Annotated in this window: 22 protein-coding genes and 1 tRNA gene; 5 read left to right on the top strand and 18 right to left on the bottom strand. The window is 72.3% G+C overall.

Going from position 1 to position 25,446, the window contains the following annotated elements; all coding sequences use genetic code 11:
- Positions 1-14: 14 nt before the first annotated feature.
- Entirely contained in the window at positions 15-1,061 is a 1,047-nt protein-coding gene (locus ABT063_RS08560) for a methyltransferase domain-containing protein (RefSeq protein WP_351056445.1), read from the bottom strand.
- A 141-nt stretch (positions 1,062-1,202) separates the two neighbouring features.
- On the opposite strand from ABT063_RS08560, the gene ABT063_RS08555 reads away from it, so the two are divergent.
- From ABT063_RS08555 to ABT063_RS08540, 4 genes are all read left to right on the top strand, one after another.
- The gene (locus ABT063_RS08555; protein ID WP_351056444.1) at positions 1,203-1,616 is read left to right on the top strand and encodes a globin; all 414 of its coding nucleotides are present in this window, start codon (positions 1,203-1,205) and stop codon (positions 1,614-1,616) included.
- A gap of 141 nt (positions 1,617-1,757) precedes the next feature.
- A complete protein-coding gene (locus ABT063_RS08550; protein WP_351056443.1) occupies positions 1,758-5,009 on the top strand; it encodes an ABC transporter permease in 3,252 nt (1,083 codons plus the stop codon).
- Positions 5,010-5,144: 135 nt separating this feature from the next.
- Positions 5,145-7,907 carry an ABC transporter permease gene (locus tag ABT063_RS08545; protein WP_351056442.1) on the top strand — a complete coding sequence of 921 codons (2,763 nt, stop codon included), beginning with the start codon at positions 5,145-5,147 and terminating at the stop codon, positions 7,905-7,907.
- Positions 7,908-8,202: 295 nt separating this feature from the next.
- Positions 8,203-9,180 (top strand): ABC transporter ATP-binding protein, encoded by a 978-nt coding sequence (locus ABT063_RS08540; protein WP_351056441.1) that lies wholly within the window; start codon positions 8,203-8,205, stop codon positions 9,178-9,180.
- A 31-nt stretch (positions 9,181-9,211) separates the two neighbouring features.
- Here the strand turns inward: ABT063_RS08540 and ABT063_RS08535 are convergent, their stop codons facing one another.
- The 7 genes from ABT063_RS08535 to ABT063_RS08505 all read right to left on the bottom strand — a co-directional run bounded on the left by ABT063_RS08535 (position 9,212) and on the right by ABT063_RS08505 (position 18,613).
- Positions 9,212-9,895, bottom strand: coding sequence for a DUF8185 domain-containing protein (locus ABT063_RS08535; RefSeq protein WP_351056440.1), 684 nt, complete (start codon positions 9,893-9,895; stop codon positions 9,212-9,214).
- Positions 9,892-10,338 carry an acyl-CoA thioesterase gene (locus tag ABT063_RS08530; RefSeq protein WP_351056439.1) on the bottom strand — a complete coding sequence of 149 codons (447 nt, stop codon included), beginning with the start codon at positions 10,336-10,338 and terminating at the stop codon, positions 9,892-9,894. Before ABT063_RS08530 ends, ABT063_RS08535 begins: the two co-directional genes overlap by 4 nt.
- A 2-nt stretch (positions 10,339-10,340) precedes the next feature.
- The gene (gene ettA / locus ABT063_RS08525) at positions 10,341-12,005 is read right to left on the bottom strand and encodes an energy-dependent translational throttle protein EttA (RefSeq protein WP_351056438.1); all 1,665 of its coding nucleotides are present in this window, start codon (positions 12,003-12,005) and stop codon (positions 10,341-10,343) included.
- A gap of 398 nt (positions 12,006-12,403) precedes the next feature.
- On the bottom strand, positions 12,404-13,825 hold the full coding sequence (locus tag ABT063_RS08520) for a Cys-Gln thioester bond-forming surface protein (RefSeq protein ID WP_351056437.1): 1,422 nt from the start codon (positions 13,823-13,825) through the stop codon (positions 12,404-12,406).
- Positions 13,826-14,098: 273 nt separating this feature from the next.
- Positions 14,099-14,578, bottom strand: coding sequence for a single-stranded DNA-binding protein (locus tag ABT063_RS08515; protein WP_351056436.1), 480 nt, complete (start codon positions 14,576-14,578; stop codon positions 14,099-14,101).
- Positions 14,579-14,821: 243 nt separating this feature from the next.
- Positions 14,822-17,002 (bottom strand): GTPase, encoded by a 2,181-nt coding sequence (locus ABT063_RS08510; RefSeq protein WP_351056435.1) that lies wholly within the window; start codon positions 17,000-17,002, stop codon positions 14,822-14,824.
- A gap of 3 nt (positions 17,003-17,005) precedes the next feature.
- On the bottom strand, positions 17,006-18,613 hold the full coding sequence (locus ABT063_RS08505; protein ID WP_351056434.1) for a dynamin family protein: 1,608 nt from the start codon (positions 18,611-18,613) through the stop codon (positions 17,006-17,008).
- 322 nt (positions 18,614-18,935) lie between these two features.
- On the opposite strand from ABT063_RS08505, the gene ABT063_RS08500 reads away from it, so the two are divergent.
- Positions 18,936-19,008, top strand: a tRNA-Arg gene (locus tag ABT063_RS08500).
- Positions 19,009-19,185: 177 nt separating this feature from the next.
- Here ABT063_RS08500 and ABT063_RS08495 read toward each other — a convergent pair.
- The 10 genes from ABT063_RS08495 to ABT063_RS08450 form a co-directional block, all read right to left on the bottom strand.
- Positions 19,186-20,580 (bottom strand): tyrosine-type recombinase/integrase, encoded by a 1,395-nt coding sequence (locus tag ABT063_RS08495; RefSeq protein ID WP_351056433.1) that lies wholly within the window; start codon positions 20,578-20,580, stop codon positions 19,186-19,188.
- The gene (locus ABT063_RS08490) at positions 20,580-20,777 is read right to left on the bottom strand and encodes a helix-turn-helix transcriptional regulator (RefSeq protein WP_351056432.1); all 198 of its coding nucleotides are present in this window, start codon (positions 20,775-20,777) and stop codon (positions 20,580-20,582) included. Before ABT063_RS08490 ends, ABT063_RS08495 begins: the two co-directional genes overlap by 1 nt.
- Entirely contained in the window at positions 20,774-22,141 is a 1,368-nt protein-coding gene (gene repSA, locus ABT063_RS08485) for a replication initiator protein RepSA (RefSeq protein WP_351056431.1), read from the bottom strand. The genes ABT063_RS08490 and repSA overlap by 4 nt, the downstream gene beginning before the upstream one ends.
- Positions 22,134-22,328 (bottom strand): hypothetical protein, encoded by a 195-nt coding sequence (locus ABT063_RS08480; RefSeq protein ID WP_351056430.1) that lies wholly within the window; start codon positions 22,326-22,328, stop codon positions 22,134-22,136. The genes repSA and ABT063_RS08480 overlap by 8 nt, the downstream gene beginning before the upstream one ends.
- Before the next feature lie 88 nt (positions 22,329-22,416).
- Positions 22,417-22,737 (bottom strand): SpdD-like protein, encoded by a 321-nt coding sequence (locus ABT063_RS08475; RefSeq protein WP_351056429.1) that lies wholly within the window; start codon positions 22,735-22,737, stop codon positions 22,417-22,419.
- A gap of 24 nt (positions 22,738-22,761) precedes the next feature.
- Positions 22,762-22,917 (bottom strand): hypothetical protein, encoded by a 156-nt coding sequence (locus ABT063_RS08470; RefSeq protein ID WP_351056428.1) that lies wholly within the window; start codon positions 22,915-22,917, stop codon positions 22,762-22,764.
- 9 nt (positions 22,918-22,926) lie between these two features.
- Entirely contained in the window at positions 22,927-23,118 is a 192-nt protein-coding gene (locus tag ABT063_RS08465; protein WP_351056427.1) for a mobile element transfer protein, read from the bottom strand.
- Positions 23,119-23,140: 22 nt separating this feature from the next.
- Positions 23,141-23,803 carry a DUF2637 domain-containing protein gene (locus ABT063_RS08460; protein WP_351056426.1) on the bottom strand — a complete coding sequence of 221 codons (663 nt, stop codon included), beginning with the start codon at positions 23,801-23,803 and terminating at the stop codon, positions 23,141-23,143.
- Positions 23,804-23,807: 4 nt separating this feature from the next.
- Positions 23,808-24,011 (bottom strand): hypothetical protein, encoded by a 204-nt coding sequence (locus ABT063_RS08455; RefSeq protein ID WP_351056425.1) that lies wholly within the window; start codon positions 24,009-24,011, stop codon positions 23,808-23,810.
- A gap of 79 nt (positions 24,012-24,090) precedes the next feature.
- Positions 24,091-25,446, bottom strand: coding sequence for an FtsK/SpoIIIE domain-containing protein (locus ABT063_RS08450; RefSeq protein ID WP_351056424.1), 1,356 nt, complete (start codon positions 25,444-25,446; stop codon positions 24,091-24,093).

Genomic DNA, 25,446 nt, shown 5'->3' with positions numbered 1-25,446 from the left:
CCGGTTGGGAAGATTCAGGTGAGGGGCCAGGAGTACGGCCCCTCCGGATCGTCCAGCCACGCCCACTCGTAGCCGCCGCTGACCGTGATGCCGTACCGCTCGCGCTGCGGCTGCCCCTCGCGCTCCCACAGCGCGTGCGCCTCCTGCGGATCGAGGCTGCCGCGGGTCAGGGCCAGCAGGAACCGGAAGAGTTCGTGCTCCCTGGCCCGGCGCGGCACCCCGCCCAGCGGGGCCCGTTCCGGCTCGGGCGGGACGTCGCCGCGCAGCGGGACGAAGTAGGCGGGCGTGTGCAGGAAGCGCCCCTCGGCATGCTCGATGTCCCGCACAGTGAGGGCGACCAGGCCCGTGGCGAGCGGGGTCAGGATCCGGGCGCCGGGGCGGCACTGGGCAAGCCAGGCGTGCGGGATCGACGACAGGGTGCAGGTCGCGATGATCCGGTCGAAGGGGGCGCGTTCGGGCACCCCGCGCGCCCCGTCGCCGGTGACGACGACGGGGTGGTAGTCGGCGGCGGCCAGGTGCTGCCGCGCCGCCTCGGTGATCTCCGGTTCCAGGTCGACGGTGGTGACCAGGTCGTCGTCGCCGAGCCGGTGGGCCAGCAGGGCCGCGTTGTACCCCGTGCCCGCGCCGATCTCCAGGACTCTGTTCCCGTCCTCCACCCGCAGCTCGGCCAGCATCATCGCCATCAGCGAGGGCTGACTGCTGGAGGAGACCAGCTCGCCGTCGCGCAGCCGCGTGGCCAACGGGACGTCGGCGTACGCGCCGCGCACCCAGCGCTCGCGGGCGTCCGGATCGGGGTTCTCGCACCAGCGGCGTTCGTAGCCGCTCTCCCCCACTCCCGAATTCGCTCGAGCGGGGGGACCCCCACCGCCGACGTAGTAGTACGGCACGAAGAGATGGCGCGGGACCGCCGCGAAGACCTCCCGCCACACCGGGTCGGAGGCCCAGGCGCCGCTCGCGTCGATCTCCCGCACCAGTGCCGCCCGCGCCGACGCGGCGAGGTCGGCGAGGCCCTTGTCGTCCTTGTCGTCCCTGTCGTACTGATCGAGAGCGTGCGCGCTCATGACTCCACTGTCCTGCGCGACGCGGCGCGAGGCGAGCGCCGCGGCCGGCCAATCCGGAATCGACCGCTCAGTACGGTCACTCGGAACGGCCGATACGGGGTGGTCCTAAGCCTTGAGTCCTCGGTCACCCCGTCTGAGACCATGGGTGACGTGAAAGAGATTCGGCGCGGCACGCTTCAGGAGCAGACCTTCTACGAGCAGGTCGGCGGGGAGGAGACCTTCCGCCGCCTGGTCCAGCGTTTCTACGAGGGAGTCGCCGAGGACCCGGTCCTGCGGCCCATGTACCCCGAGGAGGACCTGGGCCCGGCCGAGGAGCGCCTCACGCTCTTCCTGATCCAGTACTGGGGCGGCCCGACGACGTACAGCGACAACCGCGGCCACCCCCGGCTGCGTATGCGCCACGTCCCCTTCACCGTGAACCGCGAGGCCCACGACGCCTGGCTGAAGCACATGCGGGACGCCGTCGACTCACTGGGTCTGTCCGAGGAGCACGAGCACACGCTGTGGAGCTACCTGACGTACGCGGCGGCCTCGATGGTGAACACCCCCGACTGATCACGATCACAATCCGGTCAAGTACGGTCCACAAGCGCTTACCCGAGGCCCGCGCCCTCTGACAACATCACCCGGAGGTCTGGACAACAGCGCGGGAACGGCAGCGGGTAAACGGCGGGGGGCCGGGTGACGGGGTTAGGCGTGGCCGCGAGGTTCGTCCTCCTGCGCGCACGGGCGCACCGCCTGCTGCTCGCCGCCGCACTGCTCACCGTCCTGCTGACCACGGCGGTCCTGGCGACCCTCGCCGCCTACTCCGGCGCGATCGGCGACGCCGCCCTGCGCCACTCCCTGCGGGATGCCCGCAACGCCGCCGACACCGCGCTGATCGTCAAGGCCGACGTGCCCGCGGACGGTCGCAAGGCCGCCGACACCGCCGTACGCGACGGGGCCCGGAAGACCTTCGACGGGCTGCCGGTGACCGTGCGAACCCTGGTTCGGTCCGGTCCGTACGCCCTGCCCCGCTCCCTGCAGCCGCCCGCCGAACGGTCCGGGGACCCGGACCTGACCCACTTCGCCGCCCTGGACCGGTCGCAGGTGCGGCTCGTCGCCGGGCGATACCCACGCCCTGCGGAACACGGCGTCGAGGTCGCCCTCCCACAGACCGCCGCCCAGCGCCTCGGTCTGGAGCCCGGCGCCCGTCTCGCGGTCACCGACCGGCTGGGCGGGCCGAAGGTGTCCGTCACGGTCACCGGCCTGTACCGGCCCGCCCGGGCGGACGCACCGTACTGGCAGCTGGACGATCTGCGCGGCCGGGGCGTCATCAAGCTCGACTTCACCACGTACGGCCCGCTCCTGACCGATCCCGGCGTCGTGACCGGCGGAAAGGTGAGCGCCGGGCCCTCCGCCTGGCTCGCGTCGGCCGACTTCTCGACGCTGACGACCGAGCGGATCGACGCCTTGCGCGAGGCGGCCCGCGCCGGGAACGCGGCGCTGCGCGAGCAGTCGGCGCTCAGCGGCACCACGGCCGCGTCCACCGCGCTGCCCGCCGTCCTCGACCGTGTCGACCGCTCGCTGCTCGTCTCCCGCTCCACGCTGCTGATCGTCGCCCTCCAGCTGGTGCTGCTCGCCGCGTGTGCCCTGTTGCTGGTGGCCCGGCTGCTGAGTACCGAACGCACGGGCGAGACCCGGCTGCTGCGGGCCCGCGGCGCCTCCCGCGCCCGGATCGCGGGGCTCGCCGCCCTGGAAGCGCTGCTGCTGGCGGTCCCCTCGGTGCTCTGCGCCCCGCTGCTCGCGGGTCCGCTGACCCGGCTGCTGGCCGGGCAGGGGCCGCTGTCCCGGATCGGGCTGCACCTGGACGTGCCGGCCGGCGGGCGCGTGGGGGTGTGGCTGGTGGCGGCGGGCGTGGCGCTGGGCTGCGCGCTGGCGGTGACGCTACCCGCGCTGACCTCCTCCACCGAATCCTTCACCTCGGGCCGGGCCCGGGCGCTGCCCGCCGCGGTGCGCTCCGGTGCGGACCTCGGGCTGCTGGCGGTGGCCGGTGTCGCGTACTGGCAGCTCGACCGGCAGACCTCCGGCGCCGTCACCGGCGACCGGTCCGGCACACTCGGCATCGACCCGCTGCTGGTGGCGGCGCCCGCGCTCGCGCTGCTGGCCGGGACGGTGCTGACGCTGCGGCTGCTGCCGCCGGTGGCGCGGCTCGCCGAACGCCGGGCGGCCGGTGGGCGCGGGCTGACCGCGGCGCTGGCGGGCTGGCAGATCGCCCGCCGCCCGATGCGCGGCGCGGGCCCGGTGCTGCTGCTGGTCCTGGCCGTCGCGCTCGGCATGCTGGCGATCGGGCAGGGCGCCTCCTGGGACCGTTCGCAGGACGACCAGGCCGACTTCCGGGCCGGGGTGCCGGTGCGCGTCCTCGCCGCCGGGGACGCGGGGCTCGGCCGCACCGAGGAGTACGCGGCCGTCCCGCACGTACGGCAGGTCGCCCCCGCGGTGCGTGCGGAGCTGCCGCTGTCCGGCAACCGGACCGCGACGGTGCTGGCGCTGGACACCGCGCACGCGGCGGGCGCCGTGCTGATGCGCCCCGACCTGGCGTCCGAGCCGGTACGGCCGCTGCTGGCGGGGCTGGGCCCGAAGGGAACGACGGCGGGCGCGAAGGTACCGGCGAACACCGCCCGGCTGCGGCTGACGGCGACCCTGGACAGCTCGGGATCCGGCACGACGGCGGACGTGACGGCCACCCTGGAGGACCGCTACGGCACCCCCTACCGGGTGTCGGCGGGCGAACTCCCCGCCGACGGCCGCAGCCACACGCTGAACCTGCCTGCCTCGCGGGGCCCGCTGACCCTCACCGACCTGCAACTGGTCATGACCCAGCCGATCGGCCGCGCGGAACAACACCGCTTCACGCTCGGCGAGTTGACCGCCACGGACGCCGACGGGACCGTACGGCGACTGCCCCTGCCCGACGCCTGGAAGGCCACCGTGCAGAGCGACGGGGAGGTGTCGTCGCCGGACGGGCGTACGGAACCGACCAAACCTCGCGTGAGTACGTCGTCCGGACCGCCGACGGTCGAGTACCGCACGGGGTACGTCCCGCGCGAGGAGAGGTGGGTCATCTCCTCGCTGACGGTGCGGCTGCGGGTCGCGCAGCCCGCGCCGCCCGAGGTCACGGCCGTCGCGACCGACCGCTTCCTGTCCTCGGCGGGGGCCCGCTCCGGGCAGCGCGTGGACGTGCCGTTCGGCGGCGGGACCATCCCGGTGCGGATCGTGGCCTCGGTGCGGGCACTGCCGGCCACGGCCGCGGCCGGATCCGGTGCCGACGGCGGGGCCCTGCTGGTCGACCTGCGGGCCGTGAACCGGGTGATTCAGGCGCGGTACGGCACGAGCGTCACGCCCACCGAGTGGTGGCTGCGGGCGGCGCCGGGCGAGGCGGCCGACGTCGCGGCTGCCCTGCGGGCGCGGCCCGACATGGATCCGGCGCAGGTCGTGGTCCGGGAAGAGATCGCCGAGCAGTTGCGGGACGACCCGTTCGGCGCGGGCCCCGAGGCCGCGTTCACGGCGGCGGCCGGAGTGGCGGCGGCGCTGGCCGCGGTGGGCTTCGCGGTGAGCGCGGCGGGCTCCCTGCGGGAGCGGGGCACCGAGTTGGCCGTACTGCGTGCCCTGGGCGCCCCGCGTCGCCGGCTGGCCCGCACGATCGCCGTCGAGCAGGGCGTCCTGGTGGCGCTGGCGCTGCTGGTGGGCACGGTTCTGGGCACGGTGCTGACGCGGGCCGTGGTCCCGCTGATCGTGCTGACCTCCGAGGCCGCGCAGCCGGTCCCGCGGGTGCTGGTCGAGCTGCCGGTTCCCGACGTGACGGTCCTGCTGGTGGCCGTGGCCATCACCCCGGTGCTCGTCACGGCGGCGCTCGGGCTGCGCCGGGCGGATCCGGTGACGTCACTGCGCGAACAGGAGGGCGAGTGACGCGAACGGGGGCGGGAGCTAGGCGAGCGGGGGCGGGAGCTTGCGAGCGGGAGGGCGAGTGACGCGAACGGGGGCGCGCGTGATGCGAACGGGAGGGCGAGTGGCAGGAGGGCCAGTGACGGGAGGGCGAGTGAGGTGAATCCGGTCCTGGCTCCCTGGGTCCGCACCCGGCTGCGGTCCGCCCCCGGTGCCGCGTGCGCCCTCGCGCTGCTGGTGGCGCTGACCGCGTGCCTGGCCGCCGCGTTCCCACGGGCCGTCGACCGGTACGAGGACGCCGGCCTGCACCGGGCCCTCGAACAGAACCGCCCCGACGAGATCGGTGTGCAGCTCGCCGCCCCGCTGCCCGACCTCGACCTGACCCAGGAGCAACGGGAGGAGGCCCTGCGCCCCGGCCCCCTGTCCCGGCAGTACGCCCGCGCCCTCGCCACCGTCGAACGGCCGCTGGTCACCGACCGCGCCCAGTCGACGTACGGCGTGCGCACCACCCGGGACCAGGCCGTGCCGGACCCCTGGCTGCCGAGGCCGTCCGGTCTGCCCGCGCAGGTCGCCCTCGTGGCGCAGCAGGGCCTGGCCGACCACGCCGACGTGCGCACGGGACGCCTTCCGCGCGCGGCCGGACAGGTGACTGCGGCGACGGCCGAGGTGGAGGCCGCGGTCAGCGCCGAGACCGCCAAGAGCCTGCGCATCAAGGTCGGTTCGGTGATGCACGTACCCGGCGTGGAACGCGCCCCGCTCGTCGTCCGCGTCACCGGGATCGTCACCCCGCGCGACCCGGCCGGCGCCTACTGGTCGACCCAGCCCCTTCTGCGCACTCCCAGCCTGGTACGCCTGCCCGGCCCGACCTTGGAGGCGAGCCGGTACTGGCTCGGCGCCCTGCTGCTGCCCCCGGAGGCGGCCCCGGCCATGCTGGGCACGACCGGAAACCCCTGGCGGTACTGGCAGCTGGCCCCCGCAGCCGACGCGCTGCACGCCCACGAGCTGGAGGAACTCCGCTCCGCGATCGCCTCCCTGGAATCCGGCCCGGGCCTGCGCCGGGCACGCGCGGCGACCGACCCGCTCACGAACGTCACCACCGATCTCGACGAGGTCCTCGCCTCCTACGGCCGCCTGCGCGAGGGCGTCCAGCCGCTCGTCGCCGTCGCCGCGGTCGGCACCGGCACGGTCGCCGCCGTCGTCCTGCTGATGGCGGGCGGTCTCGCAGCCGACCGCCGCCGCACCGAACTCGCCCTGCTGCGCGCCCGTGGCGCCTCCCTGCGCGGTGTGGCGGGGCGGCTGCTCGCCGAGACGACAGTGGTCGCCCTGCCCGCCGGCGCGCTCGGCCTCGCGGCCGCTCTGCTCGCGCTCCCCGGCGACCGCGCCGTCCCGGCGACCGCGGCGGCCGCCGCGGTCACGGCCGTCGCCTGCGCCGCCCTGCCTCTGCGGGCCGCGGCCGCCCACCGGGTGGTACGCGTCCACGGCGGCCGCGAGGACGTCATGTCCGTACGTCCGTCCCGGCGCCGTACGGTCGCGGAGCTCACCCTCGTCGTCCTGGGCGCCGGCGCGGTCGAGACCCTGCGCCGGCGCGGCACGTCGGGCTCCGCCGGAGACCAACTGGCCTCGCTCGCGCCGGTCCTGGTCGGGGTGATCGCCGCGCTGGTCCTGGTCCGGCTCTACCCGCTCCCGTTGCGCGCACTGGCCCGTCCTGCGGGCCGCCTCCGGGGCGTCGTGGGCCACCTCTCCCTGGCCCGCGCGGGCCGTACGTCCGTCTCCGCGGCGCTCCCCCTGCTGGCGCTGCTCACCGCACTGACCAGCGCGGCCTTCGGCGGTTCGGTCCTGGCGGGCGTGCGTGAGGCCCGCGACCACGCGGCACTCCTCGCGGTCGGCGCCGACGCCCGCATCGAGTCGACCACCCCTCTCCCGACCCCCCTTCCCGACCGGATCCGCCGCGCCCCCGGCGTGCGTGACCTGGTCGAGGCGAGCATCACGTACCAGGCGAGGCCGGACGCGGGCGAGCAGACGATACCGATGGTGGGCGTGGACCCGGGCCCGTACGCGGCGTTGGCGGGGCGGACGGGGCTCGGGGCCTTCGGGGAGGGGGAGTTGGGGGAGCCGGGCGCCGGGAAATCCGCGGGCGGGACCGGCGAAGGGGCGCGTCGGGAAGCGCCGCTCCCCGCCCTGGCCTCTCCGTCCACCGCCCGGACGTACGGCACCCGGCCCTTCCCGGTGCGCCTGGAGGACGGCACCACGGTCACCGTCCGGATCACCCTCGTCCGGGACCGGACCCCGGCGATCGCGGGCGCCGACTTCCTGGTCGTGGACCGCGCCGGGCTGAGCGACGCCGCTGCCCGCCCGACGGCCCTGCTCGTGACCGGCGACCACCTCGACGCGGGTGCGCTGCGCCGGGCGGCGGGCGAGTCGGGGCATGTGCAACTGCGGGCCGAGGAGCGCGCCGGGTACGTGGACTCACCCCTCCAGTCCGGCGCCGAGCGCGTCTACGCCGCCGCGGTGGCGGCCGGCGCCGGCTACGCCGTCCTTGCCCTCCTCCTCGCCCTCCTGCGCACCGCCCCCGAACGGATCGCCCTGCTGGCCCGCCTCCGCACGATGGGCCTCACCCGCGCCCAGGGCCGCCGCCTCCTGATCCTGGAGTCCCTCCCCCAGGCGTTCTTGGCCGCGGCGGGCGGCACCCTGACCGGCTGGGCCACGATCCGCCTCCTCTCCCCCGGCATCGACCTGACCACCATCGCCCTGGCCTCGACACCATCCCCTCCGGGAGAGGCGGAGCTGCACACGGACGCCCTGTCCCTGGCAGTACCGGCGCTCTCGGTCCTGCTGCTGGCGGTGGGGGTGGCGGTGGGGCAGGCGTGGTGGTCGGGGCGGAGGGGGTCGGTGAAGGAGTTGAGGGCGGGTGATGCCCGATGAGCCGTGTGCCGACGCCGCCTCCCCGTCAGGCTGCGGTCAGCCGATCGAGGCAGCCTGCGGACGCCGATCCCACCCCGCCGCAGGCAGCCAACGGCGCCAGGCTGCCGCGATGCCACCGCCGGCCGTCAGGCTGCGGGTGCCACCCCGCCCACCCGTCAAGCTGCGGGCATTCGTGCCGCCCAGGGCGGCACGGGTGGGCGCAGGCGGCACCCCGTAGCGCCGGGCCGCGCGACCAACCCCCGCCCAGCCCCCACCCCGGGCCACTGTCAAACGACCCCCGCTCAGGAGCCCCCAGATGACAGCCAACCCCACCCTCACCGACCTGGCCCAACGAGCCACAGAACACCGCACTCGCCCCACCTACGGCCACGACGCCCTCATCACCTGCGACCGCCTCGTCCGCATCTTCACCACGGACGGCATAGAAGTCCAAGCCCTCCAAGGCCTCGACCTCCTCGTCCGAGAGGGCGAGCTCATGGCCCTCGTCGGCGCCTCCGGCAGCGGCAAGTCCACGCTCATGAACATCCTCGCCGGCCTCGACACCCCCACCGCCGGCGCCGCCCGCGTCGCCGGCCGCGACCTGCTCACGATGACCGCCAAGGACCGCCTCGCCTACCGCCGCGAAGTCGTCGGCTTCGTCTGGCAGCAGACCGCCCGCAACCTCCTCCCCTACCTGACCGCCGCCCAGAACATCGCCCTCCCGATGCAGCTCTCCGGCCGAACCCGCACCAGCGCCCGCACCCGCGAGGCCCGCCACACCCACGCCGAACGCGCCCTGGAACTCCTGGAGTTGCTGGAGGTGGGAGACTGCCGCGACCGCCGCCCCCACCAGATGTCCGGCGGTCAGCAACAACGCGTCGCCATCGCCGTGGCCCTCGCCAACAACCCCGCGGTCCTGCTCGCCGACGAACCCACCGGCGAACTCGACTCCCACACCGCGGAACAGGTCTTCGCCGCCTTCCGCACCGCGAACGAGCAGCTGGGCACGACCATCGTCATCGTCACGCACGACCACGCGGTGGCCGGCGAGGTCCGCCGCACGGTGGCCATCCGCGACGGCCGCACCTCCACGGAGGTCCTGCGCCGAAGCGAGGTCGACGCGACGACCGGCCACGAGACGGTGGTGGCTCGTGAGTACGCCATGCTCGACCGCGCGGGCCGCCTCCAGCTCCCCGCCGACTACACCCGCGCGCTGGGCATGCGCGACCGTGTGGCCCTGGAACTGGAAACCGACCACATCGGCGTCTGGCCCGACGACAGCGAACCGGACTGACCGGCGACAACCGCCGGCCGCCCCAAAGGGCTCAGCGCACGCTGACGCCCAACGCCCCGAGCCCCCCTCGCCGTACGGCGATCGACCCGTACGGCGTCCGCAACCTCAGCCACGCCCCCGACGAGAAGAGCCCCAGCTCCTCCTCGCGCACGGCCCCCGCCACGCCCAGGAACCCCAGGGACTGGGCCGCGTGCACGGCCCGGACCGGCAGCGCGGTGTCCCCCACCGTCCGGGACCAGATCTCCCGCCCGACCCGGTCGAGTTCGGCCCTCGTACGCTGCTCGGGCGCCAACTCCTGTGTACGGGACCGGAATTCACCGACCGCCGCGGCGACCATCGCACGCAGCGCGTCCGGCGCCGGCAGTCCGGGCTCGGGTCGCCAGCCACCGCGCGGCGGCAGCACCCCGGCCCACGGCGGCCCGGTGACCGCGGAGGGGACGACGGCCGTACCCGCCGCCTCGTCGACGGACTCCAACAGCTCCCCCGCGGACACGGTCACATCCAGCGTGACGTCCAGCCCGTTCTCGTACGGCTTGGCGAGCCGTACCGCGCGGATCGCCAGCACCTCGAAGGACGGCGGCCGTCCGAAGACGGCGAGCGCGGTGCCGGCCGCCTGGAGGCGCACCGCGGCCCCACGGTCGTAATGGAGCAGCCGGGAGAGGAAGGCCGCGAGATCCGCCGCCTCCCCCTCGTCCGCGAGGTGGAGGACCGTCATGCGGCGGTGGCCTCCTCCTCGTCGGAGTGGTCGGCCCCGCCGGCCGCGTCGGTCACGTCGTCCATGTATTCCTCCAGGAACTCGCGTTCCTCCGCCGTGATCCGGCGCGGGCGCTGCGACTCGAAGTCGAACGGCACGATCACCGTCGAGGCCCGGACGTAGACCTGGTCCGGGTCCTTGACCTCGTAGGTGAGCGTGAAGGAGGCCGCCCTGATCCGCGTGACCCACAGCTCGATGTCCACGGGTGTGTGCCGGTGGACGAGCTGCCGCTTGTAGTCGATCTCGTGGCGCGCCACCACGGACCCCTGCTGGAAATCCTTGTCCGGGCGGAACAGGAAGTCGATACGGGCTTCCTCCAGGTAGCGGAGGAAGACCACGTTGTTGACGTGGCCGTATGCGTCCATGTCCGCCCAGCGCAGCGGGCAGCGGTAGAGGTGCCGCAAGATCAGCCCCGGGTCAGCTTCTTGTAGGTGGCGCGGTGCGGACGCGCGGCGTCCGGCCCGAGCCGCTCGATCTTGTTCTTCTCGTACGACTCGAAGTTGCCCTCGAACCAGAACCACTTGGACTCGCCCTCGTAGGCGAGGATGTGCGTGGCGACACGGTCGAGGAACCACCGGTCGTGGGAGACGACCACGGCGCACCCGGGAAACTCCAGCAGAGCGTTCTCGAGGCTGGACAGCGTCTCGACGTCCAGGTCGTTGGTCGGCTCGTCGAGGAGCAGCAGGTTGCCGCCCAGCTTGAGGGTGAGCGCCAGGTTGAGGCGGTTGCGCTCACCGCCGGACAGGACGCCGGCCGGCTTCTGCTGGTCCGGGCCCTTGAAGCCGAAGGCGGAGACATAGGCCCGCGAGGGCATCTCCACCTGCCCGACGTTGATGTAGTCGAGCTCGTCCGAGACCACGGCCCACAGGGTCTTCTTCGGGTCGATGTTCTCGCGGCTCTGGTCGACGTAGGAGATCTTGACGGTGTCGCCGACCTTGATGGTGCCGGAGTCGGGCTCTTCCAGACCCTGGATCATCTTGAAGAGGGTCGTCTTGCCGGCACCGTTGGGGCCGATGACGCCGACGATGCCGTTGCGCGGCAGCGTGAAGCTCAGGTCGTCGATCAGGACCTTCTCACCGAAGCCCTTGGTGAGGTTGTTGACCTCGACAACGATGCTGCCCAGCCGCGGCCCCGGCGGGATCTGGATCTCCTCGAAGTCCAGCTTCCGCATCTTGTCGGCCTCGGCCGCCATCTCCTCGTACCGGGCGAGGCGCGCCTTGGACTTGGCCTGCCGCCCCTTGGCGTTGGAGCGCACCCACTCGAGCTCTTCCCTCAGACGCTTCTGCCGCTTGGCGTCCTTCTGGCCCTCGACCTTGAGGCGGGCGGCCTTGGTCTCCAGGTACCTGGAGTAGTTGCCCTCGTAGCCGTGGAGGCGGCCACGGTCGACCTCGCAGATCCAGCCGGCGACGTTGTCGAGGAAGTACCGGTCGTGGGTCACGGCCACGACGGTGCCCGGGTACTTGGCCAGGTGCTGCTCCAGCCAGTTCACGGACTCGGCGTCGAGGTGGTTGGTGGGCTCGTCGAGCAGCAGCAGGTCGGGCTGCTCCAGCAGCAGCTTGCACAGCGCGACGCGGCGGCGCTCACCACCGGAGAGGTTGGTGACGGGCCAGTCACCGGGCGGGCACCCGAGCGCGTCCATGGCCTGCTCCAGCTGGGCGTCGAGGTCCCAGGCCTCGGCGTGGTCGAGCTCCTCCTGGAGCTTGCCCATCTCCTCCAGCAGTGCGTCCGAGTAATCGGTGGCCATCAGCTCGGCGATCTCGTTGAACCGGTCGAGCTTGCCCTTGATCTCGGCGACACCCTCCTGGACGTTCTCCAGGACGGTCTTCTCCTCGCTCAGCGGGGGCTCCTGCAGCAGGATGCCCACGCTGTAGCCGGGCGACAGGAAAGCGTCCCCGTTCGACGGCTGCTCCAGCCCCGCCATGATCTTCAGAACGGTCGACTTACCGGCACCGTTCGGGCCGACGACGCCGATCTTCGCACCCGGATAGAAGCTCAGGGTGACGTCGTCGAGGATCACCTTGTCGCCGTGCGCTTTGCGCGCCTTGCGCATGGTGTAAATGAACTCAGCCAAGAGAAACCGTCCGGCAGCTTGAAATCTGGCAGTGGGCAGATACAACCCATCTTGCCTGACTGCCACCCCTCGAAGGAAACCCGTTCAGCCGAGGGCCCGGGACCTGGGGGCTCGGCCTGGTCCCATGACGGGGGCATGAGTGATCCCGCACCTCTGCCCGAGGCCACTGTTCGCGACCGGCTGGCCCGGGAGAGGAACGTCTGGCTGTGGTGCCTTTGCCGCGACGTACGGGTGGGATGTCTCCGCCCCGCACAGACCCGGCGACGACCGGGTCCTGCTCGAAGTCCCCGTACGACGCTGGCTGCTGGCCGGTGCGGCTCAGTGAGAGGTATGATCAAGAGTCACCTTTAAGTCACTCTCTGTTGAGTTGCCAAGGAGCCGTACCACTCGCTGTTCGGTCACGCGTCGGCGTTCTTCCTGCGGACGACGACCAGGGCCGCGCCGCCGATCACGACCAGGGCGATGGCGACGCCCGCGATGATCGGGGTCGCGCTGGAGCCGCCGGTTGCGGCGAGGTTCACGTCGGTGGCGGGGCTGCCCACCGTGGCGGGGCTCGGCTCGCTGAGCGTCTGAGGCGAGTCGCCGGCTTCGCTGCCCTGCGTCCGGCAGTCGAGGACGCCGGTGAACCGCTTCTCGAAGGCGCCCGGCACCGAGATCGTGAAGTCGTACGCCTGGTCCTCTTGGAGCGGGATCGTCACCGTCCGTGACTCGCCCGCCGCGATGCTGTGCTCGACGCCCAGCAGCGCGAAGGTGAACACCTCGTCGCCCTCGTTGGCCGCGGTGATGTCCAGGCCGCCCTTGGCGCAGTTCTTCACCGCGGACAGCGCTGGTATCGCGCCCTCCTTCGCCCAGGTCGCGCTCGCCGTCGCCGAGACGGTCGACTCGCTGGAGCCGGCCAGGATCTGCGTCTGGCTGCGGCCCTCGGAGGCGAGGGCGCGGCCGACCGGCACGGTCGTGGACGCCTGCACGGTCAGGTCGGCCGAGCCGGCCGCCGCGTCCTCGGGCACCTCGAAGAACACCTGGCTGCCATGGGCCGCGGACGTGAGGGCCTTGCCCTCCTTGTCGACGATCCGTACCCCGGTCGTGGCGGCGTCCGCCGGCGGCGTCACCGTCACGCTGTCGGCGTTGGTGCGCACCGTCACCGGGCCGAGCCGCTCGCCGGGGCGACCGGAGACCGCGGGCGGGTCCAGGGTCAGGGACGCCTCGGGCTCGGCCAGGTCGCGGGCGCTCTTCTCCAGGTAGTCCGCGAGCTTCTCGGCCTGCGGGTCGGCGGCGTCGACGTCCGCCCCGTCCGAGTAGCGCCAGATGGCCACCTGGGTGCCGGCCGCCGCGTCCTGCTCGGTGAGCCCACTGCCCACGCCCGCCGCGTCGGCCAGCGCCGCGAGATCGTTGACCTGCGGATAGGAGTTCTGCAGGATCCAACGGATCTTGCCCGCGTCCTTGTTGACGCCGAGCGAGGTGCCGCTCCACGCCGTCTCGTGGTACTTGGCGTCCCGCTGCGTGGGGTTCTGGAGGTCGACGCAGTACGTCTGGAGGGTGCCGCCGCCCTCGACGGACATCTCGAACAGGCCCGCCGGCACCTTCAGGTCCCCGGCGGCGCCGTGTATCACGGCGTCGCCGTAGGTCTTCAGGCCACTCACGGTGGCGATCGCGCCGCCCTGGTTCTGCGCCGTCTCGTCCGCGGCGGCCGCCCCGGCACCGGCCAGCGCACCGGCGGCGACGAGCCCGGACACCAACGTCGCGGTGGCGAGGCGGGCCGCCCCTCGCCTGCGCACCGACAGCGCAGAGAACGCGGAGAACGCCGAGAACGCAGTAAACACAGAATTCCCCTTCGAGCAGGACCCGTTGACGTGGGGGCACGGTCCCACCAGCAGAATCTTCAGGCCCCACGGGCCACGCTGGGCATCCTAGGGACGTGGCGCACCACGGTTCCCAGTGATCCCGCCGGTCGACCGATCCGACTCGGAATCGTTATCGCCAAGATCGCCCGCGAGCAGGGCTTATCGACAAATCCACCGGGGTCGTTCGGAACGCATTCGCCGATAAGCCGCACTTCAGGCACTTCGCTCAGCTCCGGCTGCCAGTGCCTGACGTCACGTCACCGCAACTGCCTCCTGCGCCTGTTGAGCGTCCGCCTCTTCGGTCGGTGTCTCCGCGGGCGGCGTCTCCCAGGTGGGCTCGGGCTGTTGCGGCGAGCCGGCCGTCTGCGTCTCCGGCCTGCCCGAACGCAGGAAGGCCGACGTACCCCGCGCGAGATCGTGGCCGATGGCCACCGCGTCGATGTCCGCCGAGGTCCAGCTCTGTCCCTCGCGGACGTCCGAGCGCACCTTCAACCTGCCCTGCACGATCACGGGTTGGCCCACTTCGAGCGATGCCGACGCGTTCGTGGCGAGCTGCCGGTTGGCCCACACCGTGAAGAAGTTGGTGTGCCCGTCCGTCCACGTGCTCTTCTCCCGGTCCCAGTAGCGCGACGTCACCGCCAGCCGGAAGCGTGCCGACGCTCCCGACGCCAGCTCCCGGTACACCGGCCGCGTCGCCACGTTGCCCACCACACAGACGTTCGTCTCGTTCATCGCGAACCCCTCCCTCACCCGAGCGCTCACGCCCGGCGGATACGCGTACGGGCCCCTCCCGTACGGCTGCGTCTGCCGTGCCGACCGCGAGCCGCACGCCCGCTGTCGTCACCGTGACGACCGCCTCCGTCGCGATCGCCGCGAAGCCAGACTGCCTCCGCCGGGCCGAGCCCGCTGAGCGCTGTGGACCACCGCCTGCCTGTGGAAAACTCCGTCACCCCGACGAGTGAACCCAGCCCCGGATCACCTCGCCCCCGCCCCCACGACCCGCCCGTACTGCTCCCGCACCTCCCGGTACCGCAGCAGCTCCGCCGCCACCGGGTCCAGCACCCGTGCCCGTCCGCACCCGGCGGCCGCCTCTCTGAGCCGCCGCTCCGCCTCCAGTCCGTAGCGCCGGGCCGGTCCGCGCGCCGCCATCCGGCAGCTCCACTCGACGAGCGGCCCACCGCAGATCCCGGCCAACATCAGCAGCACCGGCACTCCCAGGTTGGGTGACATGACCCCGATGATCTGCCCCAACAGCCACAGCCCGCCGATGACCTGAAGGATCGTCATGGAGGCCTGGGCGAGGACGGCCGCCGGCCACCAGCCCGGCCGCGGCGGCCGCCCCGGCGGCAGTCCCGCCCGCGCGGCCAGCTCGTCCAGCGCCTCGGGCAGCCCCTGCGAGCCGCGTACGGCCGCCTCCCGCACCGCCTGTGCCCACGGCGCGGGCAGCCCCGCCGAGGCCCGGTCGGACAGCGTCCGCACCGCCTGCTCGACACGCTGGCGGGCCGTGGCCTCCTCGTCCGCCTGGGCCCGCAACGGCAACCGACCCGTGAGCGGTTCGCACCGGTCCTGGTACCACCGCCACAGCCGCAGCCAGGGCGTCCCGCACGCACGGTTGGCGTTGCGCAGCCACGCCCTCTCGGCCGCCTCGCCCGCCGCGGTGGCTCCCACCGCGTCCGCGAGCCGCGCGCCGAACTCGTCCCGCGCCTCCTCGCTGAGGCCGGTGCGGCGCCCCGTGGCGTAGAGGGGCCGCAGCCGCCACGCGGCGTTGTCCACATCGGCCGAGATCCGGCGCGCCGCCGCCCCGCGCTCCGCCACGAACTGGGCGAGCGCCTCGTGCAACTCACCGACCCCGTCTCCCGTGAGCGCGGACAGCGCGAGCACGGTGGCGCCCGGTTCGCCGTGCTCGCCGAGCGCGATCCCGTCCTCGTCGAGCAGCCGCCGCAGGTCGTCGAGCACCTGCTCGGTGGCCTCCCCGGGCAGCCGGTCGATCTGGTTCAGGACGATGAACATGACCTCCGCGTGTCCCGCCATGGGCCGCAGATAGCGCTCGTGCAGGACGGCATCGGCGTACTTCTCCGGGTCGACGACCCAGATGACGGCGTCGACCAGCGCCAGGACGCGGTCCACCTGCTCACGGTGCTGTACGGCGGCCGAGTCGTGGTCGGGCAGGTCGACCAGGACGAGCCCGCGCAGTTCCGCCTCCGCCTCGGGGCTCTGCATCGGGCGCCTCCGCAGCCGCCCCGGGATGCCGAGCCGGTCGATAAGGGTCGCCGCCCCGTCGCTCCAGCTGCACGCGATGGGCGCCGCGGTGGTCGGCCGTCGTACGCCCGTCTCCGAGATCGCCACTCCGGCGAGCGCGTTGAACAGCTGCGACTTGCCGCTGCCGGTCGCGCCGGCGATCGCGACGACCGTGTGCTGCCCGGAGAGCCTGCGCCGCGCCGCCGCCTCGTCCAGGACCCGGCCGGCCTCGGCGAGCGACCTGCTGTCGAGCCGGGTGCGGGAGAGCCCCACCAGCTCGCGCAGCGCGTCGAGACGTGACCGCAGCGGCCCGTCGTACGCGAGCGGGAGGACGACCTGCGCACCGCCCGTCCTGGTCTCCACGACGGCGACGTGCTGCGCGGCGGTCTCCTCGGTGGCCCTGCGCGCGATCAACCCGTCGTCCCAGGTGTCCTCGGGGTCTGTACGACCGGGGGACTCCGTAGGAGCAGAAGTGTCCGAACGAGCAGAAGTGTCCGAACGAGCAGGAACGTCCGAACGAGCAGGAACGTCCGAACGAGCAGGAGCGTTCGTGCGACCGGAGGCGTCCTCGTTCTGCACGCGCGTGTGGCGGTCGTCCTTCTGCGCGCGCGCTGGGCGGTCATCGCTCTGCACGCGCGCGTGGCACTCATCGCCGTCCTTCGCGCGCGCGGGGCGGTCGCTGTCCCCCGCGTCCGTCACGTCAACCTCACGTGTGTGGTGATCCTCCGCACGGTTCTCCGGTACCTCGGGTACCTCGGTCACCTCAGGCTCCTCAAGCTCCTCGTGCGCGCCGACTTCCTCGATGGCTTCAGGACCGTCACCACCGGCGACACCCTGCGCGGGGACGATGTCTTCAGGACGCTCGTCCTGGTCCGTGTGGTCCTGGTCCGTGTGGTCCTGGTCCGTGACGGCGGTCACCGGTCACCTCTCCTTCTGCAGTACGGACAGCGCGGCGATGAGTTCGGCCTGGGGCTCCGCGTGGACTTCGAGGGCGTCGAGCGGGGCGAGGCGACGTTCGCGTTCGTTGTGCATGACCCGGTCCAGGTGGTCGGCGAGCAGCCGCCCGCCCCGGTCGCGCAGCCGCAGCGCGCCGTGCGCACCGATCCGCTCGGCGAGCCCTTCGCCGGCCGACCGCGCCCGGCGCCCGCCCAGCAGCGCGGTGGCGACGAGAGCGGCGACCGCCTCGGAGTCGGGTACGACGTTCCGGTCGAGGTAGCGCACCTCCTCCTCGGCGTACTCCTCCAGCTCCCGCCGCCACCGCCGTACGGCCACCCCGATGCGGTGCTCGGCGCTCTCCGGGTAGGGATCTCGGCCGGTCAGCTCCGGGGCGTCCGCCGCCGGCTCCCGCCGCCAGGCCTCGTCGACGCGCTCGTCGGCGGCGGTGACGGCGCACAGCAGGAGCGCGCCCAGGCTCTCCACGAGCGCGTCGAGGAGCTCCGCGGCGGTGCAGTCGAGCGGGAAGGCCCGCCAGCGCTTCAGGGCGTCACCGGCGAGCACGGCGCCGGCCTGCAGACGGCCCCGTACGCGCGCGTACTCGCTGTCGTACGCCCCGTCGACGGCGGAGGTGAGCCTGAGCGCGGCCGCGTACTGTGCGGCGGCGGCGCCGGCCAGCTCGGGCAGCCGGGCCTTGAGCGAGTCGAGGATGCCGTACGCCGTACGGGCCAGGGCGTGCTGCCGGGCCGCCGGGTCCTGCGCCTGCTGGAGGAGCCAGGTCCGCAGCGGCGCCACGGCGGTGGCCGGCAGCAGCCCGCCGCCCCAGGCGGACTCGGGCAGCTCGGGCACGGTGAAGCGGGGTACGTCGCCGAGCCCGGCCTTGGTGAGGAGCGCCCCGTACTGCCGCGACACCTCGGAGACGACCTGGTGGGGCACCCGGTCGAGGACGGTGACGAGGGTGACGTCGTACTCCTTGGCGGTGCGCAGCAGATGCCAGGGGACGGCGTCGGCGTACCGGGCGGCCGTGGTGACCATGACCCAGATGTCGGCCGCGCAGATCAGCTCGGCGGCGAGGACCCGGTTGTCGGCGACGAGGCAGTCGATGTCGGGCGCGTCGAGGAGGGCGAGGCCGGGCGGCAGGGTGTCGGCGGTCTGGACCCGCAGCACGCGCGAGGGGTCCTCGCCGGGCAGCAGGAGCTCCTCCGCCTGATCCTGTTCGGGCACCCACACGCGCGTGAGGTCGGGCAGCACCCTCATCCCGCTGAACCAGTGATGGTCCTCCGGATGGCACACCAGCACCGGGGTCCGTGTGGTCGGCCGCAGCACGCCCGCCTCACTCACCCGCCGCCCCACCAGGGAGTTGATCAACGTCGATTTCCCGGCCCCGGTGGAACCGCCGATGACCGCCAGCAAGGGCGCTTCGGGCTCTCTCAACCGGGGCACCAAGTAGTCGTCGAGCTGGGCGAGCAGTTCGTCGCGGTTGGCACGCGCGCGTGGGGCCCCCGCCAGGGGCAGCGGGAAGCGTGCGGCGGCGACACGGTCGCGCAGTGCGGAGAGTGCGTCAAGCAGCTGAGGCCGTACGTCCAAGGTCACCACATGCGAAGAATGCCCAATTTTGGGGGATTTCTGAAGCATATGAGCATGTCTGCGCGCCGACAGAACACAACGGACGGAAGGGACGACTGGGACGCAGGCACAGTCCAGGCATAACGAGTGGACAACACCCGATGCGCAAGACGCCAAAAGCGGTGCACGATTCGTACCTGCCTGCGATTATCAGGACCGCTTCACCGAACCTCCACATCGAGCCACGGAGGCGAAGCAACAGGGACCAGGATGCGGGAGCCCTATCCTTGTCCCCGGCAACGTCACGGATCGGCCCACACCCGGGCACCCAAGACAGAGGCCACCACACCCGGCCCCCGTAGCTCAGTGGATAGAGCAGGCGCCTTCTAAGCGCTTGGCCGCAGGTTCGAGTCCTGCCGGGGGCGCCCTCTCTCCGCCCTCCTTCGGGAGGGCGTTTTTGCTGGTCAGAGCGAGTGTCGCCGGGTGCGACGAAGCCCCGGTCCCTCCCCTACCGATCATGGGAGGACTCCGGGGCTGTCCGGCTGTCACCGGGTTTCTGCGGGTCGCTGTGTCGAATACGTGTCGAAGTTCTCGGCCGCGGATCAGCCAGCGCCGGACACGTCGGGGAGATCCCCGGCAGCTTCAAGCCGCCTCTTCAGGTCCGGCAGTTGCCCGTCGACGCACCGGGCATAGGTGGCGAGCAGCACAGGCACGCTGTTCCCGGCCCACTCGGCCACCTGAGCGGGCGGGATTCCGTCGTTCAGCCACTTGGTCAAGCGGGTGTGCCGGTTGTCGTACACGCGCTTCCCGGTCGGCGAGTCGAAGACGTGCGGAGGCAGTACCGCCAGGCGAGCGCTGCGCCAGGCCCGGCGGATGACCGAGCCCGCGAGGATGCCGCCGTTCTCCCCCTGGAACAACAGGTCACCGGGCTTGAGCTCTTCGTCTTCGATGTGCTGCCGCAGGATGCGAGTCAGAGCGGGATGCCCCGGCACGGTGCGCGTGTCCCCTTCGGCGCGGCCCTTGAGGTCACGCTGCTCGTGAATCTCGCCGGTGTCGGTCCACTGCTTGCCGACTTCCGGAGTCGCGGTGTGAATCATCAGTTCGCACCACTGGTCGTCGGCATCGACGTCGGGCAGGCTCACGTCCCCTACGCGCATGGCGACCGCCTCTTCGGGGCGCGGTCCGCAGTAGTACAGCGTGGCGAAGAAGGCATGCAGCCGCTTGCCACCACGGGGCCGCCGGCGGATCCAGTCGAGGAGCGCCGCCGCCTGGTCGGGGTTCAGCAAGCAGCGCTTGTCCACGGCGTTGGTCGTCTTGACGACAGTCGTGGCGTCCTTGCCCTTGGGAAGAGGGTTGGTCCGCAGGATCCGCCGCCGGATGGCGTACTTCATGACGACGTTGAGGATCCGCCGATGCCGCTTGCGGGACCAGGCGGCCGCCTGCTTGCCGTCGAGCCGGGTGTCGATGGCCTGTAGAACGTCGTCGACCTTCTCGGGGTCCTCCCAGGCCGAGACCGGAAGGGAGTTCCGCTCAACCCATCTGAGGATGGTCACCACGTCCCGCGGTGCTTTCGATCGACGACTGGCGTTGAACGCCCACTCGCGCAGAGCAGTCCGTACAGCCACTGGATCAAACTGGGTGGGCCGTGTGCGGAGCAGGGCGAGAGTGGTTGCCGTAAGGGTCTTGGCAGTGTTCTTGCGGCTGTTGCCCCCAAGTTGAGGCCACCGGGCGTCCACGTACTCAACGGCGAACTTGTACCAACTCATAGCCGCCGACTTGGTGCGATGGGACACAGGCAGCCCCGTCGCAATGACGAACGCCTCGCCCTTACCGGTGGCTTGGATCAGTCCGGAGCGGAAGCCCTCGGCGAGCGCGATCGTGTCGAACGGCTCCCGCCAGCGCTTGCCAGCGACTACCCAGCGCACCGTGTACGTGGTCTTTCGAGCCCCCTTGTACGTGAGGATCTTGTAGACCTTGACGTCGTAGGTCGTCTCCATCAGGCGACGTCCTCCCGGTCGTCGAGCCAGTTGTCGAGCTCGGTCCGCCGGATCCTCAGGTCGCCGTTCGGGAGCTTGATGCAGCGAGGTGCACGCCGCTTGGCACGCCAGTCGTAGAAGGTCGAGCGCGAGATGCCCAGTTCCTCGCAGACCTCGGCGAGGGTGAGCATGTTCCGTGATCGGACGGCGGTGGTCATGTTGTGCTCCCTTCACTGAGCAGGGCTTCGCGGGCGGTTTCGCGGTTGAGCTCGATATGCCGGCGGATGGTGGACGCGAGCGCGGATTCACCGGGGGTGTGGCCGTGTCCGGCGTACTGCCAGTCGGCCAGGACGAGGACGGTGTCCGGCTCGCGGTCGTCCAAGCCGAGGGCTGCGCGTTCTTGGGCGGCGCGGTAGTCGGCGCGTGCCTGGCGGAGCTCCCCGAGGGTGGTCGAGTAGCGGCGGGACTTCGAGGAGAAGTGGCCGCGGAAGCCGAGCATGTGTGCCCAGGCCCACAGCCGCCGGTCCGGGTAGAGCGGATCGAGTGCCTTGCACGCTTCGATCAGGCGGCGGGTGTGGTCGGGGACCTGGTAGCGGTCGAGTTCGGAGAGTTCGCCGATTCGGCGGTCGAGGGTGCCGGTGCTCTCAGCGGCCTTGGTGGCGTACTTGGCGACGTACGAGGCAACGGCCTGTTCGGTGATGTCGGAGCCATCGCCGAAGGCCTTCACGGGGCGGACGTCGAGCTGTGTGCCCCAGCGGAAGGTGCGAGCCGGTTGGTCGTCGGCGGCCGGGACTGAGACCGAGGTGTACGAGTGCGTCGCGGCGGCGCGGATGGCGTCGGTCAGGAGGTCGACCGTGGCCCAGGGGGGTGGTGGGGTGTCGGGTCCCTCCGGGCCGTCGAGGCGGATCACGGCATGGAAGTGGAGGGCGCCGCGTTTCTGGAACTCGGCGACCTTGCCGTATGAGAGGCGTACGTGGTTGGGGAGTTCGCGGCGGGTGAGTCCGGCGCGGGCGGCGATCTCGCGACGTAGGCGGGTGGTGAAGCGCTGCCAGAGATCGCCTGCGTGGTTGTTGAAGAGGACGGCGCCCGCGTAGTCATACGTGATCGGGTCCAGGGCCGTACCGAGGGCGGAGTCATCGGTCGCGTGGCGGGTGCCGCAGCGGCAGGTACCCCGGTCGGGCCGGTTGTGGACCGGGCCAAACGAGGGCGCGGTGAAGGTGGCGAAGACCCTCGGGTGGTCGCGGACAGCGGCCGGGATGTCCTTGTCCGTGTCTCCGGCGAGTCCGGCGCGGATGAGGTGGTAGGTGTCTCCGGCGTAGGTCCAGGCGCAGGCCGGGCAGCGGGAGGCGCGGCGGTTGCCGCAGGCGACGCGGAGGCGTCCGCCGGGCTCGGTCTCGGTGGAGTAGTGGTGCAGGGTCTCGCCGGTCGTCTTGTCCTTGTGCAGGACCCAGCCGCGCAGGTGGATCGGGTCGGCGCAGCCGCCGGTACGGCGGATCTGGTCCTGCCAGCGGTCGAAGTCGGATGCCGAAGCCACCCTCAGCAGGTCGCCGAGGGTGGTCGGGTCGAGCAACTGGTCAGGCACGGGCACCCTCCCGCGTAAGGCGGGTGCGGGTGATGCCGAGGCCGTTGCAGGCCGGGCAGTGCGCGGTGATGGTGCGCAGGTGGCCGTGCCGATCGCGGCCGCCGACGGTGACGGCGGCGGAGGCGAAGCCGTCGCAGTTCGGGCAGATCCTGGCGGTTGTGGTCCTGGCCGGGGTGGGGCTGGTCATGATGGAGGTTCCTTCCGGTTCTTGGATCGGATAGGGACGGCGCCCGGAGCGGACGAGACTTGGCGGTTGAGGCCGCTCCGGGGGCCGGTCAGCGACGCCTCGCCTCGGAGGCGAGCAGCGAGCGCAGGACGACGGCGCACACGGCGACTGAGACGCCGGTGACGGCGACCGCCAGGAGCATCGAGACCAGGACGGCACCGACGACCAGGACCACGGCGGTGCCGCCGCCGACGAGGGCGATCACGGTGCCGGGGGTGAGCTGGACGACCGGCCGGGACGGCGCCGAGGCCATCGGAGGCTGAGGCGCCGAGGTCTGCGTGCCGGGGACGATGGTGGTCGGCTCGACGACGGCGGGCAGGGTGACACGGCCGGTCGGCGTCGGCATGGTCGGGACCTTCGGACGGAGCATGGGTGAACTCCCTTCAGTGGTGAGCTACTTGACGAAGGTGTTGATCGCGGGAGCAAGGACGCTGTCGGCGAGGAGGAAGCCGCCGAGCAGGAGCACCGCGATGAGCCAGGCGGGCGGGCGGATGAGCTTGACGCCGAGGTAGCCGACGGCGAGCAGGGCGAGCCAGAGCGGGACTTCCATGGCGGTCTCCTAGCGGACGCGGCAGCGGTGGGTGCGGGCAGCGAGCTGGGCGGCGGTCTGGCTGGTGTAGTCGGCGGACCAGCCGCAGCGGTCGGCGGTGCACACGGCGGCGTGCTTGGTCTGGCCGTGGCGGTCGCGGTGGGTGCCGATCTGCACGGGGCCGATCTGCATCAGCGAGTGGAAGTGGTCGCGGGAGGGCATGGCGGGCGGTTCTCCTCTCTGGTCAGGCGAGTTGGGCGGCGATGGCGTCGGCGAGGTGGGGCGGGACGCCAAGGCGCGTGCGCAAGGTGTCGGTGTCGATTGGCGATCCGGTGCGGGCGTGGTGGTCGCGGGCGACCTTGCGGGCGTGGTCGACCAGGGCGGCCGGGACAGGGACCGCTGGCGCCGGAGCAGGTTTGGCGGCTGGCAGGGCCGGGGCTTGCTCGGGGGCGGTGACCGGAGCGGCTTCCGGCTCCGGATCGGGGCTCGGTTCAGGCTCGATGCCGGGTGCGGGTGTGGGTGCCGGCGGAACCAGCACCCGGTCCCCGGTCTCAGTCGGCGCGTGGGCGAGCAGGGTGCCGCCGAGGAAGGCGAGCGCGGGCCACCCGGCGACGACGATGCGCAGCCAGGCCGGGACGTGGTCCAGGTCGAGGACACCAGCGGTGGCGATGTTGGCGCCGAGCGAGGCGACCAGGGCGACCAGGAACCACAGCCAGGCCGTCATGGAGCGGTCGGTACGCAGGCGGTGCAACACGCAGACCAGCAGCAGGTCGACCGAGACGGGATAGGCCCAGGCCTTCCATCCGGTCTGCCCGGCAGCGGCGGCGAGGTCATGCAGGTGGGCGAAGGACAGGGCGCCGGCAATCACGGCCAGGACGAGGACGACGAGGCGGATCTTGCGGGGCATGTTGTCACCCCTCACCGGGGTGCTCGGGGCCGTCGGTGGGGTCGTAGTCGGCCGGGAGCGTGCCGGGCGGCGGCTCCGGCAGGGACGCGGCGAGGGACGGACCCATGCAGTCGATGAAGTCCTGGTCAGCGCCGAGCGTCTCGGCGTATAGGGCGAGTTGGCCGAGCATCACGACGGTGCGGGCGAAGTCCTCGCAGTGGGGGCACATGAGTGCTCTCCCTTCTTTGGGCATGGCTCGGGTAGGGACTTGGCGCGGTGCGGTCGCGCCGACCGATGGGGTGGAGTGGTCAGGCCGTCGCGGGGGCGGCCTTGGAGAGCGGCACCGGGGCCGCTGGGATGCCGGGCAGCAGGGGCCGGAAGGCCGCGAGCTCGGGGAGGTATGGGGTTCGGTCGGCGTGCCGGTTGCAGGTGTTCACGGCCTGCCGCAGGGAGGTGTGCGGGGCGCGGATGCGGTGCCAGCCTCCGGTGGAGTCGCCCGCGATGGCGAGGCCGCGCATGTCGGCGGGGATCTGGATGGCGGCGAGGACGGCGTCCGGGGCGATGTCGCCGAAAGCCATGTTGGCGCTGGACTCGTCGTTGACGCGGTGCGCTGTTCGGCCGGTGAGCTGGGCGCGGAGCATGGTGATGCCCTTGCCGAGTTCGGAGCCGAAGCGCTGCCCGCAGATCTCCAGGTAGATCCCGGCGGCACGGCCGAGCTGGGCGAGCCGGGCGAGCGCGGTGATGATCCGGTCCCGGCGCTTCTCCTCGTCCTTGGTAGCGAACAGGGCGAGTTCGGCGACCTCGTCGACCAGGACCACGATCGGGACCGGGCGCAGGTGGTCGGGCAGGTCCCAGATACCAGCGGCGATCTCGGCGTCCGGGACATCGGCGGTGATGCGCTGTTCGGCGCGTATCAGTTGGTAGACGCCCTCCATGTGATTCACCAGAGCGTCGAGGAGTTCGGCGGCGGTGTCTGGGGCGACGGCCAGTGCGGAGAATCGGCGGGCCAGTGGGTACAGCTCAACACCCTGCTTGCAGTCGATCCCAACGAGCGCGACGTCCATGGGTGCGAGCCCTGCAACGAGGTTGCGCTGATAGACGGACTTGCCGGATTCGGTGGCGCCGAGAGTCAGCGCGTGCGGTATCGCCCGGTAGTCGCGGTAGTGGACGGAGCCGTCCTCACGCAGGGCGACCGGAACGCGCATCGGCGCCGTGTCGGTCTTAGCGGGCATCTGCACCCGCTTGAGCACGTCGTAGCCGGTCATCCGCAACTCGACAACTCCCGAGCGGAGTTCGCGCGAGGTGACGCCGTACATCGCGAACGAGTGCCGCAGCCGGTCGGACGCGGCAGCGATGTCGAAGGCGTCCTGTCCGGGCCGGAGCTTGAGCCGCAGCACCAGGCCGGTCCGGGTGGGCCGCAGCCGCAGGATGCGCGGCGGGCGGGACTCCGGCACGGGCCGGTTGGCGACCCGAGCAAGGGTGAGACGCCAGCGCGAGGGCGGGACGGTCAGCCCACAGGCATCCATGACCGAGCCGTACCGGACCAGGACGCGCACCACGGCGAAGGTGACCCCGAAGGTCAGCCAGTACCAGGCGGGGCGCCGCCACCGCAGGAGACCCGCAGCAGCGACGACCAGCACCAGCGCGACCATTAACCAGGTCAT

It is taken from the genome of Streptomyces sp. NPDC002838 (genome assembly GCF_040295365.1).
GTDB lineage: Bacteria > Actinomycetota > Actinomycetes > Streptomycetales > Streptomycetaceae > Streptomyces.
The sequence above is the reverse complement of the archived record's forward strand: the minus strand, read 5'-3'. Positions and strand labels throughout refer to the sequence as shown.

Coding starts and splice junctions, on each gene's coding strand:
- ABT063_RS08495 (WP_351056433.1), bottom strand. CDS start 20,580: ATGGAGACGACCTACGACGTCAAGGTCTACAAGATCCTCACGTACAAG.
- ABT063_RS08555 (WP_351056444.1), top strand. CDS start 1,203: ATGGGTGACGTGAAAGAGATTCGGCGCGGCACGCTTCAGGAGCAGACC.
- ABT063_RS08465 (WP_351056427.1), bottom strand. CDS start 23,118: ATGCCCTCCCGCGACCACTTCCACTCGCTGATGCAGATCGGCCCCGTG.
- ABT063_RS08475 (WP_351056429.1), bottom strand. CDS start 22,737: ATGCTCCGTCCGAAGGTCCCGACCATGCCGACGCCGACCGGCCGTGTC.
- ABT063_RS08515 (WP_351056436.1), bottom strand. CDS start 14,578: ATGAACGAGACGAACGTCTGTGTGGTGGGCAACGTGGCGACGCGGCCG.
- ABT063_RS08480 (WP_351056430.1), bottom strand. CDS start 22,328: ATGACCAGCCCCACCCCGGCCAGGACCACAACCGCCAGGATCTGCCCG.
- ABT063_RS08540 (WP_351056441.1), top strand. CDS start 8,203: ATGACAGCCAACCCCACCCTCACCGACCTGGCCCAACGAGCCACAGAA.
- ABT063_RS08535 (WP_351056440.1), bottom strand. CDS start 9,895: ATGACGGTCCTCCACCTCGCGGACGAGGGGGAGGCGGCGGATCTCGCG.
- ABT063_RS08455 (WP_351056425.1), bottom strand. CDS start 24,011: ATGTGCCCCCACTGCGAGGACTTCGCCCGCACCGTCGTGATGCTCGGC.
- ABT063_RS08470 (WP_351056428.1), bottom strand. CDS start 22,917: ATGGAAGTCCCGCTCTGGCTCGCCCTGCTCGCCGTCGGCTACCTCGGC.
- ABT063_RS08450 (WP_351056424.1), bottom strand. CDS start 25,446: ATGACCTGGTTAATGGTCGCGCTGGTGCTGGTCGTCGCTGCTGCGGGT.
- ABT063_RS08560 (WP_351056445.1), bottom strand. CDS start 1,061: ATGAGCGCGCACGCTCTCGATCAGTACGACAGGGACGACAAGGACGAC.
- ABT063_RS08490 (WP_351056432.1), bottom strand. CDS start 20,777: ATGACCACCGCCGTCCGATCACGGAACATGCTCACCCTCGCCGAGGTC.
- ABT063_RS08460 (WP_351056426.1), bottom strand. CDS start 23,803: ATGCCCCGCAAGATCCGCCTCGTCGTCCTCGTCCTGGCCGTGATTGCC.